Raw genomic sequence first — 17216 nt, 5'->3', positions numbered from 1 at the left:
TCGGGTCCGCCTTGGGGCGCCCGCACCGGGATGTCGTCGACTCGATCCCCTGCGTCTGGCTTAGGTGGGCGACGGGTTACGCAGCCCATCCCCGTCCTACTTCATCGTTACCCCTGGTTCAGCCGCTGGACCAGAGCAGCGGCGATGGCCGCACCCTTGGCACGCTCCGCGGACTTCACGGTGGCCCCGGCGAGCAGGGTTTCCAGCAGCCGCAGGTGGTTGTCGAGCCCCGACCACTGACGGGCGCTCAAGCCCCGCGCGAGGGTCGCCGCCAAGCGTTCGCCGAGGGCTTGTTGTGCCGCTTCCACCGGGTCCTCGACCGACCCTTGCGCCTCGGCCTCGGCATGGAGACGCTCGCGGTGGCGGATCAGATGGAGCAGGTCGACCTCGATCCGGGTGACGTCCGCGCGTAGCCCGCCTCGGTCGTCGGCGCGGGCGCCCTCCTTGATGCGGTCGCACCAGGCATCGAAGTCCGGACAGACCTCCTCTACCTCGCGTTTGCTGTAGGCGCTGAGCAGGTAGCGGGCGCTGAGCCAGAGTAGCCTCGTGAAGCTGCCGAGCGGGTCCGCGGCGTCCTCGGAGCGCGCGGCGACGGCGTCATCGTAGAGCTTCAGGATTGCTTCCAGTGCGGTCTTGCGCTCGGTGCGCTCCAATACTTGAATCCGGCGCCAGTAGATCCCGGAGAGGGTATAGACCCTCGCCAGGGATGGGGTCGGATCCCGGCCGGCCCCGAGTGCGGCCAACAGATCATCGAATTGCCCGAGCGCCGCCGCGCTGTCTCCCGCCTCATGCAGAGCGAAGAGGACGCGCGATTGGCAGCGGGTGCGGTGCTCGATGAGGTCTCGGCTGATGCCGGGAGCGTCGCTGGCCATAGCGGTGTCCAGATCCTGGACGGCCTCCTCGTAGAGTCCCAGCTCGGCACAGGCCAGGCCCCGCGCCGCCAGCACCTCGCCGGTCTGCCCCCAGTCCTCCCCGCAGTCACGCCGGGTCTGCTCCAGACGGCGGTCGATCCAGGCGAGCCGCTCGCGTAGGTCTTGGATCTCTTTGGTGTTCGCCACCAAGGCGTCCGCAGCAAGGTTGGCCAGGTCCGCGACCGCCTCGGCCGCGGCGACATAGCAGGCCGGCGCCTCATCCGTACGCTGGTTGCCGCCGGTGCCTCGGAGCCGGTAGTCCGGATCCCCGTAGCACTGATAGGCGCCCCAGGTGTTGACGCCCGGATGGGCGCGCCAGGTCTCCTCGCGGGCCAGACGGACCGCCGCGCCGAAACGCTCGCCCGCACTCATCTCCCGGTAGAAGGCGGTGGCGAAGGTCAGGGCGGCACTGTCGTCCACCGCCCAGCCGGCGGCAATCACCGCCCGCACCCCCATGCGGATGAAGGCGACCGCCAGGTTGGCCGCCAGTTGGTTGAGGTCGGTCGCCGCAGGTGCGGCGTCCGCCGGGATGTCGGTCCGCGCCAAGTGGCAGCAGTTGATGAACACGAGCTCCGGCACCTGGCGCATCTGCTCGACGTCCGATGCGGTCAGCACCTGTCCGGGGCCGATGACCATGCCGCTGAGCAGGTCGTCCTCCCCTGTCGGTAGGGCCTGATTGCAGGTCCGGCAGAGCCGGGGGTGGGCCGCGGCGCCGAGATTCTGACGGTGGACCCCGTGCCCGGCCAGGTGCAGGACCTGGTAGGCATCGGCGTGCAGGCCGCGCAGGATGGCTCCCGCTTGGGCATCCACCACCAACCGGACCTGGAACCCGCGGGACTCCAACGTCTCGTGCACACGCTCGGCCTCCGCCCGCGCGCCGGGCAGCGCGGCCATCCCGGACTTGGGTTCACCGATCACCAGGGCGCGCCCGCGCAGGGTCAGCTTGGGGTCGGCGCGGAAGCGGCTGGTCTGCAACTGGCGCAGCATGCCGCGCTCCACCGCCGGGGGCTTGGCCTCCGTGGACCAGCGGTCCTGGAGCAGCTCCCAGGGGAAGCGGGCGGATGACTCGTCCACCATCAGCACCAGATTGCTGCGCAGGGCACGGCCGTCCTTGAGGCTATTGGGCAACAGCATCTCGAACAGGGTGCGGGAGGTCTCGGGCCCATCGCGGGTATCGCGAATGGCGTCCGCTACGAAATCGTCCACCAGCGCACGCTGGGTCGCGAGCAGGGTCTGCTCGGCACGTGCCCGCTGGGTCAGGAAGGTGAAGTGCATGCCGCCGTCCCGGTCGCACAGCACTTGGAGCCGGTGCCACCAGGCCGGGTCCGTCCCGTCGTCGCCCGCGCGGTGCCCGCCGTGGCCTCGGAAGAGGGTCGTACGGAAGGCGAACTGTCCGGCCAGCTCCGGGTCGCGGTTTGCCCCCCCGAGTGCGCGGGCGGCCTCCATGGCCATGTCCTCGCGGATCTCGATGATCTCCAGCTCGCCGATCCGCACATGCCGGGACGGGGCCGAGCGCGCCAGCGCAGCGTTGGCTCGGCTGACCCCGCGCAGCAGGGCGCCGACCGAGTCGCGGACCGCGAAGCCCCCCGCGCCGGTGCCGATCAGCAGGGAGGACAGCCGGACCTCGAGCCCGGCTGGCTCGTCGGCACCACCGGCGCGGGGCTGCATCGGGTCACGCTCCAGCACCTCCCGCGCATAGCCGAGGAGGGCGCGGGCGAAGCTGTCGGTGAGGGCCGATGGGGTCAGCTCGCCGACTGCGCCGAGGCCCACCACCAGCGCGCCGCGGGGCATCCCCTCGGGGTGTGGGTTGGCGAAGAAGCGGTAGGTGCCGAGCGCTCCGGGATAGATATCCAGATCGAGACTGGCACCGAGGCGCCCGCCCAGCACACGGTCCAGATAGGCCTCGGCGGCGATGATGGTGCCGCCCGCATAGTGTCCAACCGCGACCGCGTGGCGCGCGAAGGCCAGGTTGCCGTGGACCACCGACACCGCGACCGGCGGACCCGCCGTCTCCGGTGCGCGTGGCGGGCCCATCCCCAGCGCACTGGCCAGGAGCGAGTCCTCGTCGGGGTAATAGGCGGGCTCGCGCTCCGGCAACGGCATCGGCGTGTCGGCGCTGCGGCTGACCGGCGGGCGGCGGGGCAGGGCGGTAGTGGCACCTTCCGCCAGCAGGGAGCGGATGGCCTCGAAGTAGGCCGGGGTGTTGGCCAGATCGCCGTGCTCGACACCGGTCATGTACCAGGTGGCCATGTTGGGCAGGGGGCCGTCCTCCCACAGCACGGAGCCATCGCCCAGTCGGGAGCCGAGAAACTCCAGGGTGCGCTCGGTGCGTTCGAGGAAATGCTGGTCTTGGTCTGCAATGCGCACGCCGCAGGCGGTGGAGCGGGCCTGGCCGGCGACGTACAGCATTCCCTCGGGCCCCGGGGCCGACTCGCGCAACCGTCGGCGCATGCGGCCGGCCTCCTCCAGGCGGGTGCGACCGAGCCCGCTGCGGCCGCGGCCTGGGATGTGCCACCCGCTACCTCGGGCCTGATCATCCGCCTTGAGCGCGTTCCAGACATCGGTTCGAAAGAAGTCCCGATCGTCCTCGGGCAGCAGGTCGAGGACGCCCGGAAACTCGCCGATCACCCGGAGTAGTTCGGACTGGCGGTGACGACGGTCGACCAGGGCCAGCTTCTTCAGGGTTGTCGCCCGGGCGGTGAGCAGCCGCACGATCTCCCAGGACCCGCCGTTGGGGGTGCCGAGCATCACGAGCCGACCCCCGAGTGCGCGGATACGCTCCCACAGACGCGGGTGCTCGGCGATCATGGCGCGCGCCACCAGCCCGCCCATGGAGTGGGCGAGCAGTCGTACCGGCTGGCGATGGCGCTCCGCCTGCTCGAGCTTGTCCTCCACCGCCTCGGCGAGGAGCGCGGCGGTCTGTTGGACGGAGAGACGCCAGTCGTAACCGAAGGGGACGATGTCGTGGGTGTTGCGGAAGAAGCTCAGGATCTGGGCATAGGCCCGTGCAAGGGGTCCCTCGGGGGTCACGCGACGCCCGGAGTCCACGGCCAGGTCCGCGATGCCGCCGCCGGCGATGGCCTTCACGTCGAGCCACACCGGGCGCCCGTCCACCGCAAGCCCGCTTCCCATGATGCCGGGCAGGAGGAACAGCACCGGGCGGCGCTCCGCGCCCTCGCGCTCACGCGCCCCGCGGACCGGCTCGGCGGCAAGCTCCGCCGTGATCGGCGTGAACACGGGCGGCGTCCGGGGCGCCGTCAAGGCCGCGACCACTTGAGGCGCCGAGGTCGGGTTGACGAAGTAGTTGAAGTGCGTGGCACTCGGGCCGCGATCGAACAGGTGCAGCCGGGTCTCATAGCTCGGCCCGCCGTACATGGAGCCGGTGTTCACCACCAGGTCGTGGTCGCCGGCGAAGAACAGGTCCGGGATCAGGAGCTTGGCTCTCGACCAGAGTCCGTCGCCTTGGATATCCCCGGCCACGGCGTAGAGCGCGCCGGGCACCCGCTCGCCCGACCCATTGAGTAGGCGGATCAACGGGGACCCCGGACCCATGGCGGCGAGCCCCGGTAGCTCCTCCGGCCGGGTGGCCTTCTGGGCGACGGCGACGAGGAGGTCCATGAAGCCCTCGGCAAGCTGCAGGCCCGGGACCCCTTTGGCGCCAAACCCCGCGAGGTTGGCGAGGATCGACAGCCAGCGATCGAGCCGACCCGAGGCCAGCGTGGTCCCCCGGGAGGGGCTCGCCACCCGCACGAAGCGTCGGACCCGGAGCTTCTTCTGTTCAATCAGATCGCCGAGCTGTTCCAGCTTGCCCCGGATCGAGGCGTGCGCGGCGTCGTCGGGACCGATCTGTTCCAGTTCCCTGGCGCCGAAGGGCCGCTCCGCGCCGCCGCGGGCCGCGAAAGCCAGCACGTCGCCCACCAGACCACCGCGTGAATGACTCACCAGATCCAGGCTGACCCCGTCGGGCAGGAGGGACACCAAGGCCAGCACATTGTCGACGGGGTCCTCGGTGAGGGTGCGGTGCTCGTAGCTGTAGATGTGCTCGCCGTAACGCTCGGTGAGCTCGAGCACCCGGCGTCGGTCCTCGAACAGGCCACCGAAGCCCCCGGTCGCGGAGGAGAAGGTGCCGTGGATGAACAAGAGCACCGGTGCCTCGCCCTCTGGCGCCGGAATACCCCCGTCCAGTGGGCGCCAACCGGTGGCGGCGGTGGCGTCCCGCTGCTGGATCAGGTTGCCGTTGTTGCGCTCGATACGGCTGGCCAGGGCATCGACGCCGATCCCGATAGGGTCCAGCCCGAACACCTCGAGTGCCTTGATCACCCAAGTGCCGACGCCGCGCTCGGTGTCCTCCATGGCCAGGCCATCGGCGAGTTGCCACTCAATGGCGCCCCGGCTCGGCGGCCGGCCGACCTCCGCGCGCAGCTGCTCGCCGCTCATCCACAGCTTGAAACCGCCTTCCAGCTCCAAGGCGACCACGTCCTGATCATCGATCGGCACCGACTCGAGGTTCCCGGCGGTGCGCGTCGCCGCCAGCTCGATGTGTCGGTAGGACTTGAGGTGAATCTGATCCAGGCCCTCGGTCCCTTGAGCGGTGCGGTCGGCGAGATCCGATGCGATCGGCAGCAAGAAGGCAGGCATGGGGCGGGACTCCTTGGTGGTTTGCCGATGGTGAGTCTAGTCGACGAATCCGGAGTGTGTAGGTCGGACTCCGAGTCGACTGCGACGCGGCTGAATATCGATCGAGGCCGACCCACGGCGTCTTGGACGCCGGAGTAGAAACCGACTCCTCCATTCAGCGAGGTCAAGAGCCATTGAGGAAACAAGGTAGGGTGGCTGGCGGCGGTCTGGGCCGATGTCGATGGCCTACCTGGTCGCGGGCAAGCTCACGCATCTGCCGGCCTGCCTGTTCGAAAACAAAAAGGGTACGAAGGCATCAGCATGATCCAAGGCTCTCCAGACCGGTTACCCACATCAAACGAAAGAGAGCCCCAATTTCTCCTAGGGCTCTAGCACTAAGGCCCACGTGTCGCCCGATAATCGAACACGGCGCTTTCGGGCGCCGATGGGGCTGACAGCCCTGTCAGACGTGTGACGGAATCCACGTCGAACCGCGCAATGGCCCCGTTGCTCACGAATGCGCTCTCATACATAGAGCGCTTGATATCGAGATACACTCGATTACCTCCGGGCGAGTAGAGGACCCGATCGATCCGCGGGAGGAAATTGTCGATCATAAAAAAGTTCCGCTCGATCTCGAGAAGCTCGGCATGGATTGCGGGCCGAAAGACGTAGGTTGCTCCAGTCGCGAGAATCCGCGCGTAGATCGCGCGAGCCCAGTTGTCCGCATCTTTGATCGGTGCGACGAGCGTCGAGCCGTCCGGCGACAGCGCCGCGCCGTCGGCGACCACGTTGCGAGGCAACGCAATGGATCGAGAGTCGCCCGCTGCATCGACCGAGACCAGCCCGTTGGAACACTCTACGATCAGGCGATCGGGTAAGAGACCCAAGATGCGGGTGCACCTACTCGGAAGGTCGAAGGAGGCACCGGTGCCGCCGCGCTCGACAAAAATCGCATCCTGGCTCAACGCGGCGATCGACCCGGCCCCGTCGACAGCAACATCGACGATCAACTTCGAAAGCCGCACGTCGATGCGACTCGGCGCTCCGAGAACGCCGTTCTCGAACGTCAGGTCGTAGAGGGAAGGACTGGTCCAAGAGCCGACCACGATCCGATTTCCCCCGACCCGGACAAAGCCTAGCGGCTCATCCAGCATAAGCTCCCTGCTCTTGATGTCGGACACCGCCGCCCCCCCGCGGTCGAGAGTCCCCCAGCACAGCACACCATTGCCCGTCACGCCGATGACCTGATAGCCCTTGGGGCTCTCGACCAGATCGAAATCCACTGCGCCCTGGCAGTCGAACTCTGCATACTCCTGCTTGTCTTGGACGACGTCGTGGATCTCCAGAATCCGCTCGCCGGTAGGAAGGAAGAGGATCCTGATGAGCACCTCCCCGTCGCGGGAAAAGACCTTCCGCGAGTGTGCAACGTCTTTTATGTAGTCGTTCATTTCGAAGACTTCGAAGCGATCTTTGAAACCAGCGTCGCCGAACAGCGTCACCAGGCCATCCGCACTGACTGCCATGAACAAGGGGGCGGAGCCGTCATCCGAAGTGTCCCTGCCAGGATTGACCGCCAGAACGATCGGTGTTGGTCCGGCGGAAACTTTTCCGCTCCGTCCGCTGGGATGAGTGAGCGGAAAGTAGCTGACGCTATCGCCGTAACCTGAGAGCAACAGATATCCATGGCGAGAGATCGTTCCGGAAGACTCGGGCTGGCCGGCATCGAAGCGTTGCCTGGCTCCCCCGGTCGTCGTGTCGACTGCCTCCCAGCTGCCATGTCTGCGAAACACGAACTGCGATCCGTCGTCGGAGAAGAATCGATTTCGGAACGTTATCTGGTCCTGCGGGTCGGCGAGCAGCGTGTCGATGCGTTGCGGCGCGAATTGCTGCGCCGCGTCGAAGAGACGAAAGAGGTGAATGCTCGCGTCTCCGCCGTCGGACCACAGCGCTGCGAACTTACACGACGCGTCGACGATGCCTTGCAGGTGATGCAGGTTGACCGCCTCCACGCCTTCGAAATGCGGAAGCGCGTTCCACTCGATTGGCTTGCGGCCGTCGATGAATTGGGTCACGAACGTTCCCGAGACGTTGGAGAGCATGAAGCAACTTCCGCCGGGGGCCGCCGTGATCCGATTCACGTACCCCGTCAGCCCGGTGTCGATCTCTTCGACGCGGAGGCCCTTTCCGTCGAGCGTTGCTGCGCTCACGACCGGCCCTCGAGAGAAGTAGAACCGGCCATCCGCGAGCCTGACAAAGCCGTCATAGCCCGTCGCGACCTTGACGGGCGCGTGAGCTGGCTTCCCGTCCGGGTCGTCCAGCCAGCGCGCCGTCAGGCGGGTGACCTCAGAGGGTGGCAGCGCATCTTCCTCCGACTGTCCCAGCAGCAGCGCCGGCCGGGGGTCCGAGACGATGGCGAAGACCGGGGCGAATGCCGGGATGTCCTGCTGGTGGACCAGTCGCGGTTCGGACTCATCGAGATCAAATACCTTGACGCTCGTATCCGCGACGTCGTCGCGTACCGCGACGAAGCGGCCGGTCGGGTCCGTCCATGCTTCGGTGATCAGACCAGTGATACCTGGCAGACGTACGCGCTGGATGGGCGCGAAGCGCGGTTCCGGAGTCATGTGGCCGGTGAGGTGGGACAGCGGTGATCGCTGTCTGGCGAGCGCACGGCTGAGGAAGACCATCGCCGCATCGTCCTGTCCGTCGCCTAAATAGCTTAGAGCCTGACGTGCATCCGCGCTGCTCAGCTCCAGTTCGACCCTCGTCCGCTGTGCGACCGCCTCGCGGCGCTGGGAGTCGGCGAGCAACGCCAAGCCGGTCATTCCCAGGAGCAGGAGGCCCAGCCCTGCTAGAGACGCGCCCACGATCCGAGAGCGCCGGCGCTCGACGCGCATGCCCTCGAAGGAAGCGGCGATGCGTCTTACCGTATCCTCCGAGGGCTCCGAGCCGGCCGACTGTTCGGGGTGGCGTAGGACAGCGGGATTCGCATCGACCCATGCGAGCAATGAAGTCTCGGGCACCGGAGCATCGAGGACAACATTTTCCGAGCACTCGGGGAACTCGATGAGCAGCGGCAACCTTCCATTGCGCGCAAAGATGTCGACCTCCTTGCGCACCCAGTCAGAGGTCGTGAGCGCGGCGCGCTTGGCGATGACGATGAGCTTGCGGGAGTTGCGGACACGCAACAGCGTCAGTCGGTCGAGGTCATCCCCTGGGTTGTAGTCCCGCGTGTCGATGTGTGTCGTGAAGTTGTAGGGCTCCGCCTCAAGCGCCTCCACCAGGGCGCGCGGATAGGCAGTGCCGTCATCATGAGCGTAGGAGACGAAGAAGTCGTAGCCGTAGACAACTGAGACGATCGACCGCAACGACCAGCCCGGTGAAGTTGACCTCAATGAGACGTCCGCTCTTGGCGAGTCCTTCTGCGACTGTTTGCCTACCACCTGATGCGCCTCCACGAGCGACCTTCGATTCTGCTGGGTCTGCTTGAACATACGAGTCGCGGCACCGCGCCCGGTCAGTGGGTCGGCCTTGTCAGCTATCAGTTTACCCGGACGGCTGATGGGTCTGCACAATCGGTGGGCCGATGCTCGGTAGCGTACGCCCGAGTTCGGAGAGTCGCAGAAGCTTTCCCAGGCCGCGCTGGAACCACGACAGGCAGGAGTGGGCGCGCTTGCGGAAGCTCCGGTGTTAGGTGTCGGTCTGCGCGGCGGTTTTTTCTGAGCGGGTAGGGGGATTCCACCGCGTCGTGGCAGCCGGTCTCCACGCACCAATACACGGAATTATGTAGCAAACGCACATGGCTATCTATTCAATGACTTGGGCGCAGCCTTGCGGTTCTTAGCCAGCCTCTGCAGCCGAGTTCTCCCCGCAATCCGTTAGCTCCCGGCGACCACCCGACCCGCATGACATTCAATTTCCATGGGTCTCCGCGTAACCCATTGATCTATAACTATGTGCGTTTGCTGATTATGCAATAATGCCGCCAATACATGGCCAGGGTCGTGATCAGTACCAGCCGCTCGACCCGTTCGGGGCACCGCAGTTGCGTGTCTTACATACCGAAACTGCGCCTCCTGAGGACCGAGAATACCGGCTCGATGCCCCACCGCAGACCATGATCGAGCACCGCCGCGGCGGTCGAGGCGCAGTCCATGGCGACGATTCGCGGCTCGGGATGCCCGGCCTCATCCAGCAAGCCGAGATTGGGCTCGACCCAGGACTCGAACAGGCGCGCGTAGCGCGAGAAAGAGTTCAAGGCCGGGAACCATTACCGCGAACTGATAGGTCTGCCCGCCTTGCCCTCGGCGCAGCCGCCGGATGAGCTCAGTGCCGTAGGTTGGGCCGACGCAGGAGGCCCAACAAGCGACCTCGCTGGTCTGACCATGTTTCCAGACCATGCGATTATCCGCGTTCACCGAATTCACCCTGAAAATCGACAACGCTTCCCCATTGGGGAGACAGCCACGCGCGACGCACGAACCAGTGGAAAGACGAATACGGCCAATCCGCCGTCCGTCTGATCTGACCATGCTTAACAGGGTTGTAGTGCACATAGTTCACGTGACGCTCGAGATCCTCATCGTCTCGGATCAAGTGCTCCCAGAATCGCCGTTGCCAGATGCCGCGCTCTCTTCTGCTCGACCGACTTGCCGAAATGCGTTCCCCTGGCGGAATGCGCCGCGAGAAGCCACCTTTGATCTGATTCCATCGCATCGAATAGTCCGGATCATCTCGCGGCAGGGTCCAAACCGCATGTATATGCTCGGGTAGCACGACCCAGGCGACGATCTCGAACGGATGCGTCCGCTTCACATCGCGCACGGCGGCGCGTAAATCCTCAATGTGCTCGACAAGCAAACGGCTTTCCCCGATTCGCAAGGTTGACGGTAAAGAAATAGGTCGCTCCGCCAATCAAGGCGCGGCGGTATCGCATGGTCGTCTCCCACGATGTCGGCTCTGGATAGCCATGGTGCTTGCTCCTCGAAAATGCTTGTTGGGCCTCCTGCGTCGGCCCAACCTACGACTACGCGCCGTTGGTGCCGCGCACGCGGCACTTCAGTGATCAGTGCCCGGGGATGGGGGACGCGCACAAGACCCGAAAACCGAGGTAGTTGAAGCGGTTGTACGGGCTGCTCCTGAAGCGGGCGGCCGAGCGCGCGTTGATCTGGTTGACGTCCCAGGACCCGCCGCGCACCGCCCGGCGGTCTTCCTGCGCGATTTGCAGTCCTGTCTCGTCGGGCTTGTTGAAGGCGTTCAAACACCACTCGTAGAGGGTCCCGGCCATGTCCAGCGCCCCCGTTGGCGAGCCGCCGAGGGGGTAAAGTCCGACGGCTGTCGAGCGGCCGAGCTCGCTTTCGAACGTGTTGGCCCTCCAAGGCTCCCGTAGCGGGTCCCAATCCGAACCCCAGGGATAGATCCGGCCCGGCTCGCCGCCCGTCGCCGCGCGCTGCCACTCGAATTCGGTCGGGAGGCGGATCGCCGCGCCAAGCCGTGTCCCGAGCCAATGGCAGAACAGCGTGGCGTCCCACCAGTTGACACTGTCGGCCGGATGATTGCCGTACCGCGCCCGATGCTTGGGTGGCGGATAGTCGGCAGGTGGGTCGGCGGGAAAGCCAGGTGGCAAGCGCCATTCGCCCGCGCGGTAGCAATCGGCCAGAAACGCCTGAAATTGCGCGATGGTGACAGGATAGCGCCCGATCCGGAAGGGGGCGACGGGACGGGTCAAGGTCGCGATGATGGCCGACGTGGGGCCGTCCGGATTCTCGCGGATCTCGATCGCGACCTCGCCGCCTGCGACGCGGCACCAGTCGATGTCCGGCAGACCGTCGGCGCCGAGCCCGACGCCCGGCCGGCAATCGCCGAGCAGCGCGAGGCGCGTTCCGAGACTCGCCCGGGCCGCGTGCGAGAGCGGGAGGCGCCAGGCTTCACCGTAGCGTCCACTGCCCTTGGCCTCGTCCAGATCGGCGCCGAGCCCCGGCAGGGTTTCCAAGTCGCCGTGATCGGTCGGACCAAGAAAGGCGCGCACCGTCTCGGGGTCTCCGACGTCGTCCAGCGAGACGCCGCTGCGCCCGATCTCGGCCACCGCATCCAGCACACGGTCCTCCGGCCACTGTCGGCCCTCGGTCCGGCCAGCGGTCGCCCAATCCGCCGCCGCGTCCTCGATTTGCGCACGCAAGGCCAGGGCCTTGCGGTCCGTCGCCAGCCAGCCATGCAGCGTATCCCACACCCGGAACAAGGCCTCGTGGGCGACGGTCAGCGTCGGGCGTCCTCCTGCGTCGGCGCCGGAGACCAGCAAACGCTGCTCGACAAGGTGCTGGAGAACCCGGCTGCAGGACGCCGGAAGCTGAGACCAAAGCACAGTGCGCCGCGTGAACTGACCGGCCTCGCCGACCCGGGCAAGGCTGAAGAAGGCGCGGCGCAGGTCGCGCAGGCGGGGATCGTCGGCGCCAAGGCCCTGATAGCCCAGGTCGCGCAGGGCGGCGTCGGCGGTGTGCTTGATCGCGGCGGCGACCCCGCGGTAGGCGGCGGTTGTGCCATCCGGGCTGCGTCGCTCGATGGCGGGAAAGAGGTCACGATACTGCTGGACGCTGAGCTCGCCACCGGCGCCGTGCTTTTGGTGGAGCTGCTCGAGCGTGTAGGCGAGGAGCGGCAAGGCATCGTCGTAGCGAGTATCCGCGACGAGCTGCTCGGTCAACCCGGGGCCGAGCCTGAGGCCGAATCGACCGGCTGGCCCCTCGATGAGCTCGCCGAAGCGATCCGGCGGCATGGGATCCAGGGTGACGTCCTCGTAGCGCTCCGCCGCACCCGGGAATTGCTGAAAGTCATTGAGGAAGTCCGAGCGCATGGTGGCGAGGATAAGGATCGGGCTGAACTCGGCCGCGCTCGCCTCGAGCAGGAGCCGCAGCAAGGCCCGGGCGTCCGATCTGGGCGCCGTGCCGAAGACCTCTTCGAGCTGGTCGAGCACCAGCAGGACGTGGCCTTCCGCGAGCCCGCGAGCGGTCAGCAGGGTGTGGCCGATCTCGCACAGGGCAGCGGCGGCGGTCCCATCGGTATCCAGCGCGAGCGCCTTGAGACGATCCCGGAGACCGACGCGTCCCGGATGGTCCGCCGGGAAGGCAAGCGTCAAGGCTGCCGCCAGTCCCTCGAGGCCGCGTCCTCCAAGGAAGGGTGGGGCGACGACCCAGGCGGTCCGGGCCGCGTGAGCCGACACGCTTGGAACGAGCCGCGGCAGCACCCCGGCGCGCACGAGCGAAGACTTGCCGCAGCCGGACGCGCCCAGCACGAGCACGAAGCCCGCGGTGTTGCGTTTGCGGCGCCGGTTGAGGACACCCCTGACACGCTCGATCGCCTCGTCGCGCCCGAAGAAGATAGCGGCGTCGGTCTCCTGGAAGGCACCGAGACCGGGATAGGGTCGCTCGGGGAGCGGAAAGTCATCCTTGAGCCCCTCGGCTTCCAGACCACGCCACAGACGCTCGAGCACCTCCTCATCCGACAGACCGGACAGGCTGATGAACTGGGTGTCCTTGAGGAAGTCCGGGAGCACCGTCGCCGGCTCATCGCTTGCGTTGCCCTTGGCGATCCGCCCGTCGATCACGTCCGGCTTGGCGAGGAGAAAGAGCGGCTTGCCGCGTTCGCGCGCCATCATCGCCTCGGCGACACACCACGGCGAGCGGAGCCAATGGCGCGAGCAAAGCACGACCATACCTCGGCTCTGACGCAGCCGTTGCCAGAGCGTCCGCTCCCACTTGGCGCCGGCGTGTATCCCATCATCCGGATGGGAGTCGAGAAAGAGCGTTTGATATCCACGCCCGCGCAGCGCCGCATGGATCGTCTCCGCCCAGGTTTTGTCATGACTGCTGTGGCTGATGAAGAGCGTGGTCACGGCAAGCTCCATTCGGCGTACACGACGGAAATCATTATGCAGATTGCCGACCCCCGGGAGAACGGGTCAGCGCATCGAGCAATCAGGCCTTTGCTGCGGGCTTGTACCCGCGGAGCCGCGAGCCGCGCCGAGAGTTTTCACGGGGCGAGTCGCGGATTCCGGCGATAGGCACCGAGCGAGACCGCTTCTAAGCATGGCGAGGCTGGAAGATTGCGGTCAGACGAGAGGTCGGTTTCCCGACCGCCTGTTCACGCGGGGCGGTCAACATGCTGAGTGAGCGTGCGCGCGGTTGGGTCGTGGCGAGACGGTCGCTACGGCGGCTCCGCCTCAGAATAGCCGCCCGCGAAGACAAGTCCTACGAGCTGCATCTTCACCGCGCAGTGGCTCGCGATGAGGGCCGGTCGATTGAGAGCCTTTAGATCTTGAGAATAACGGTTATCGTAACTAATGCCATTTAATTTAGAGAAAGACACTGAAAATATGAAGTATAGTTTCTAGAGTTTTTCTTCACTGAGAGCCTGACTCGTCCTGGGACTCAGGCCTACGCCGCGAGCCTTGCGGAGGATCACCACACCATGTCCAGCACGCGAGATCGGGCGAAAGCGTCGGCGATGGAAATTTTGTGCGCGGGCCAACGTCCGACCGCCGAGCAAGTTCGGCAGTCGATCGGGCAGGGGGCCCAACAAACCATCCTGAGTGCTCTGGATGAATTCTGGGCGGAGGTGGGCGAACGCCTGCGTGAGCCCAGACTGCCTGAGGCGCTGGTCAAGCCGGTCCGGGAACTGTGGGGGCAAGCGGTCGAGGAGGCACAGCGCCAATGGGCGTCCGAGAAGACTCGGCTCGAGATGGACAGCCGGAACTTGCGCGTTCAACTGGACGCGGTCGTACTTGAGAACAGCGACCTCATCGCAGCGGTTGAAGCAGCACGAACTGCGGCAGCCGAAGCGGACGCGAGGGCGCGCGAGCAGTCCGATCGCATCGTTGCGCTCGAAGGCGAGGTCGCCGATGCCGAGATGCAGATTATGCGAGCCCGAGAAGAGGGCGATCAGCTGCAACTTGCGCTCACCGCAGAACGCGACGGACGCGAACGCGATCAGGCAGCTTGGCTGCTGCAGCTCGATAAGGCGCGACAAGATCTCAAGGCGATGATCGCCGAGAAGAACAAACTGGCAACACAGCTGGCGGATGCACGTGACAGTCTTGCCAAACACCGCATCACGCTCGCTCGGAAGGAGCAACACGAAACGGACTTGGAGTCACGGATACTGGCTCTCGGCCAAGAAAATGCGAGGTTGGAGGAACTCGCAAACGAGCGGAGCGAGCTATTGGGGTTGGAACGCGAGCGTACGCTGCGCGCGGAACTGGCTCGGGACGATGTGACTCGGTCACTGGAATCAGCCGAGGCGGAACGTGCTGGTCTTCGTGATCGCGACGACAGGCTACGGCTGGATCGGGAGCGGCTCACAACCGAGAATGTCAGACTGCACGCAGAACTCGCGGCTGTTCACGCGACTCAAAGACACTTGGAGGAGACACTACGCCTTGCGGTGTTGCGACCACCCGAGATTTCGGCCGGTTAGGAGGTCACGGAGGCCCGCGTTGTCCTGCGCTGGTCGGTCCAGCAGTTCAAGAAGCACCTGATTTCAGGCGCCCCTGCTCGGGGGTGGCACGTAGGCTGAGGCGCGCGGAGAGGGGACGACATGCTTGAGATACTGTTGGTGAAACTGCGTGCGAATCCCAAGGCACTGAGGTGCAGAGATTGAACAGCACACCAATCGGCCGGTTTACCTTTTTGTTTCGTAAACTGGCGGCCCGTTCACCTTTTTACTTCGCAGCTACTTCCGAGCGTTCACCTTATTGCTTCGCAAATGGGCTTTTTCACCTTTTTACTTCGCAAACATTACCGAGATTTACTTCGCCGGATGCTTCCTTGGCGCCACATCGGCATCCGCGCCTTGGCGCATCCTTGAATTGACATAATATACATTATGCGAAATCAAGGACAAGGACCGGGGCCGTCCGGACCCGCTCAGGGACAGGACGGATTGGTCTGAGGCTGAGCTTCTGGCGGAAGGCTTTGCGGCCAATCTGACCACGCTCCGGGCGTTGCAACAGCGCCTGATGCTTTCCAACGCAGAGACGGCCGCCTTGCTCTGCGTTTCCGAGCGCACCTATCGGCGCTGGCTGGTGAGCGGGCAACCGGACCCGACCGCGTTGCGGTTGCTCGCGATCCTCGCGGGCTATGTCCCCTGGGAAGGCTGGGACGGCTGGGAAGTCCACAACGGCTATCTGTTCCCGCCTGGCTACACCCGCGGCGGGATTCGCCCCGGCGAGTTCTTCACCGTCGTTTTCTACCGGCAACAGGTCGCCGAGTATCAGCGCGTCAACCGGCAGCTCGCCGCGCGCGTGAAGGCGTTAGAGCTAACGGCCGCCGGCGGATCGGTGGCGGAGCTCCCGGCGGAGCTCTCCGCGGCGATCGCCGATCTCGGCGCACGCGTCCAGGCGGTGAGCGCCGACCTCCTCGCCCTCGGTGCCCGTACCTGTAACACGGGCACTTTGTCCCATGAGCGGGAATCCGGGGTCTCGGGCGCCGATGTTTCGGCCTCGGCTGACACGGTTGGAGAAGCGTCCGATCGGGGTCCTGGGCGTCCCGTTCTCCGAGTCGCCAATGCTGGTTGACTGGATTACCGCTCGCTTGCCCTTGGATCTTCTCTGCGAGGAGGACCGCGAGACGTTGCTCGGTCTCGGCGATCGGATCCGGCGCTTCAACCCGAAAACCGGCGAACTGTGTTGGGAAACCACCGCATGGGATTCCATACGATCCGACTCTCATCAGATCAACTTCAAGCCCGGCGGTGACGCGCTTTGGATACAGGGCTCGCCCGGTCGTGTCTTCGGTGATGGCGATGCGGTTTTCGGAGCCGGGCCGGCTTCGGCGTTGGATCTTTCAGGATGCGTTCGCGGCATGGCGGCGATGGTCTTCGATGCCCAAGGCTTGCAGAGCTCCCCGTCGGTGGGACAGTGGATCGTGTCTCGGGTCGACGTCACCGGGATGCTTCTGTTGGACAGTCTCCCCGATGTGCGGGCCGCGTTGTCAGTGTTGAAAAACTGTGAGGGCCAACGTTATAGGGTCGAACAACAGGCCGGGGACACGGTGTATTGGAGCAAATCGAGCCGGATCCGCAAGGGAAAGGCTTACGCCAAGGGTCCGCATCTGCGTTATTTGATGAAAAAGAGGGATTACCAGGGTCGGCGCTATACCGATGATGAGATCGAGGCGGCGGGTTGTTTGTTGCGGCTTGAGCTTACCCTCGGTGCTCAATGGTGGCGTGAACGAGCGGGCAAATCGTGGTGGTTGGTGAGTGCAAGTGAATTGAAAAAAGAGTGGACAGAGTATTTTAACAGAATGCTAGGCGATGCAAAGGTAACTGAAATGAACCTTCAAGAGCGAATCAGAGCAGTGGTTGAGACTGACGGACAGGCGAAAGCCGCTCATGCGTGTTGGGCGTTGATCAAAGCGTACGGGTGGGACAAGGCTCGTGACATGCAATCCAAGTCCGCGTGGTATCGCAACCTAAAAGCGTTGCGGGATGCTGGCTTATCTGACGCTGACCTGTCTCACGGAAATGTTGTTCCCTTCCGCCGTCCTTTGATTGAATCGCGCATGGTCGACAGTTGGGCGGATCTTTATAGGTTGCGGGCGGCGTAGCCGGTGCGCACCGCGGTGCGTGAACCGGTGTTGACCCGGGCAACACAGCAAGGCGCAAACAGGCCGCCAAGCCGGGCGCTGCGCACGGCCC

7 protein-coding genes and 1 pseudogene are annotated in these 17216 nt (G+C 65.4%); 3 read left to right on the top strand and 5 right to left on the bottom strand.

The window, feature by feature from the left end; all coding sequences use genetic code 11:
- Nucleotides 1-107: 107 nt before the first annotated feature.
- From BDD21_RS20375 to BDD21_RS20355, 5 genes and pseudogenes are all read right to left on the bottom strand, one after another.
- Nucleotides 108-5549 carry a DUF7379 domain-containing protein gene (locus BDD21_RS20375; RefSeq protein ID WP_120798718.1) on the bottom strand — a complete coding sequence of 1814 codons (5442 nt, stop codon included), beginning with the start codon at nucleotides 5547-5549 and terminating at the stop codon, nucleotides 108-110.
- Between the two features lie 374 nt (nucleotides 5550-5923).
- Nucleotides 5924-9025 carry a toll/interleukin-1 receptor domain-containing protein gene (locus BDD21_RS20370; protein ID WP_120798717.1) on the bottom strand — a complete coding sequence of 1034 codons (3102 nt, stop codon included), beginning with the start codon at nucleotides 9023-9025 and terminating at the stop codon, nucleotides 5924-5926.
- A gap of 560 nt (nucleotides 9026-9585) precedes the next feature.
- Nucleotides 9586-9789, bottom strand: coding sequence for a hypothetical protein (locus BDD21_RS20365; RefSeq protein ID WP_120798716.1), 204 nt, complete (start codon nucleotides 9787-9789; stop codon nucleotides 9586-9588).
- Nucleotides 9790-9935: 146 nt separating this feature from the next.
- Nucleotides 9936-10467 (bottom strand): annotated as a pseudogene (locus BDD21_RS20360) (REP-associated tyrosine transposase).
- A gap of 129 nt (nucleotides 10468-10596) precedes the next feature.
- Nucleotides 10597-13416, bottom strand: coding sequence for an nSTAND1 domain-containing NTPase (locus tag BDD21_RS20355; protein ID WP_170164843.1), 2820 nt, complete (start codon nucleotides 13414-13416; stop codon nucleotides 10597-10599).
- A 575-nt stretch (nucleotides 13417-13991) separates the two neighbouring features.
- Between BDD21_RS20355 and BDD21_RS20350 the strand changes: the two genes are divergently transcribed.
- From BDD21_RS20350 to BDD21_RS20340, 3 genes are all read left to right on the top strand, one after another.
- Nucleotides 13992-14996: a DNA-binding protein gene (locus tag BDD21_RS20350; RefSeq protein WP_120798714.1), complete on the top strand. Its 1005-nt coding sequence runs from the start codon at nucleotides 13992-13994 to the stop codon at nucleotides 14994-14996.
- Between the two features lie 541 nt (nucleotides 14997-15537).
- On the top strand, nucleotides 15538-16095 hold the full coding sequence (locus tag BDD21_RS20345) for a hypothetical protein (RefSeq protein WP_147431167.1): 558 nt from the start codon (nucleotides 15538-15540) through the stop codon (nucleotides 16093-16095).
- A complete protein-coding gene (locus tag BDD21_RS20340; RefSeq protein ID WP_170164842.1) occupies nucleotides 16085-17125 on the top strand; it encodes a phage/plasmid replication protein, II/X family in 1041 nt (346 codons plus the stop codon). Before BDD21_RS20345 ends, BDD21_RS20340 begins: the two co-directional genes overlap by 11 nt.
- Nucleotides 17126-17216 lie beyond the last annotated feature (91 nt).

The organism is Thiocapsa rosea (assembly GCF_003634315.1).
In the GTDB taxonomy this organism is placed as follows: Bacteria; Pseudomonadota; Gammaproteobacteria; order Chromatiales; family Chromatiaceae; genus Thiocapsa; species Thiocapsa rosea.
This window is presented reverse-complemented; position numbering and strand designations above follow the sequence as displayed.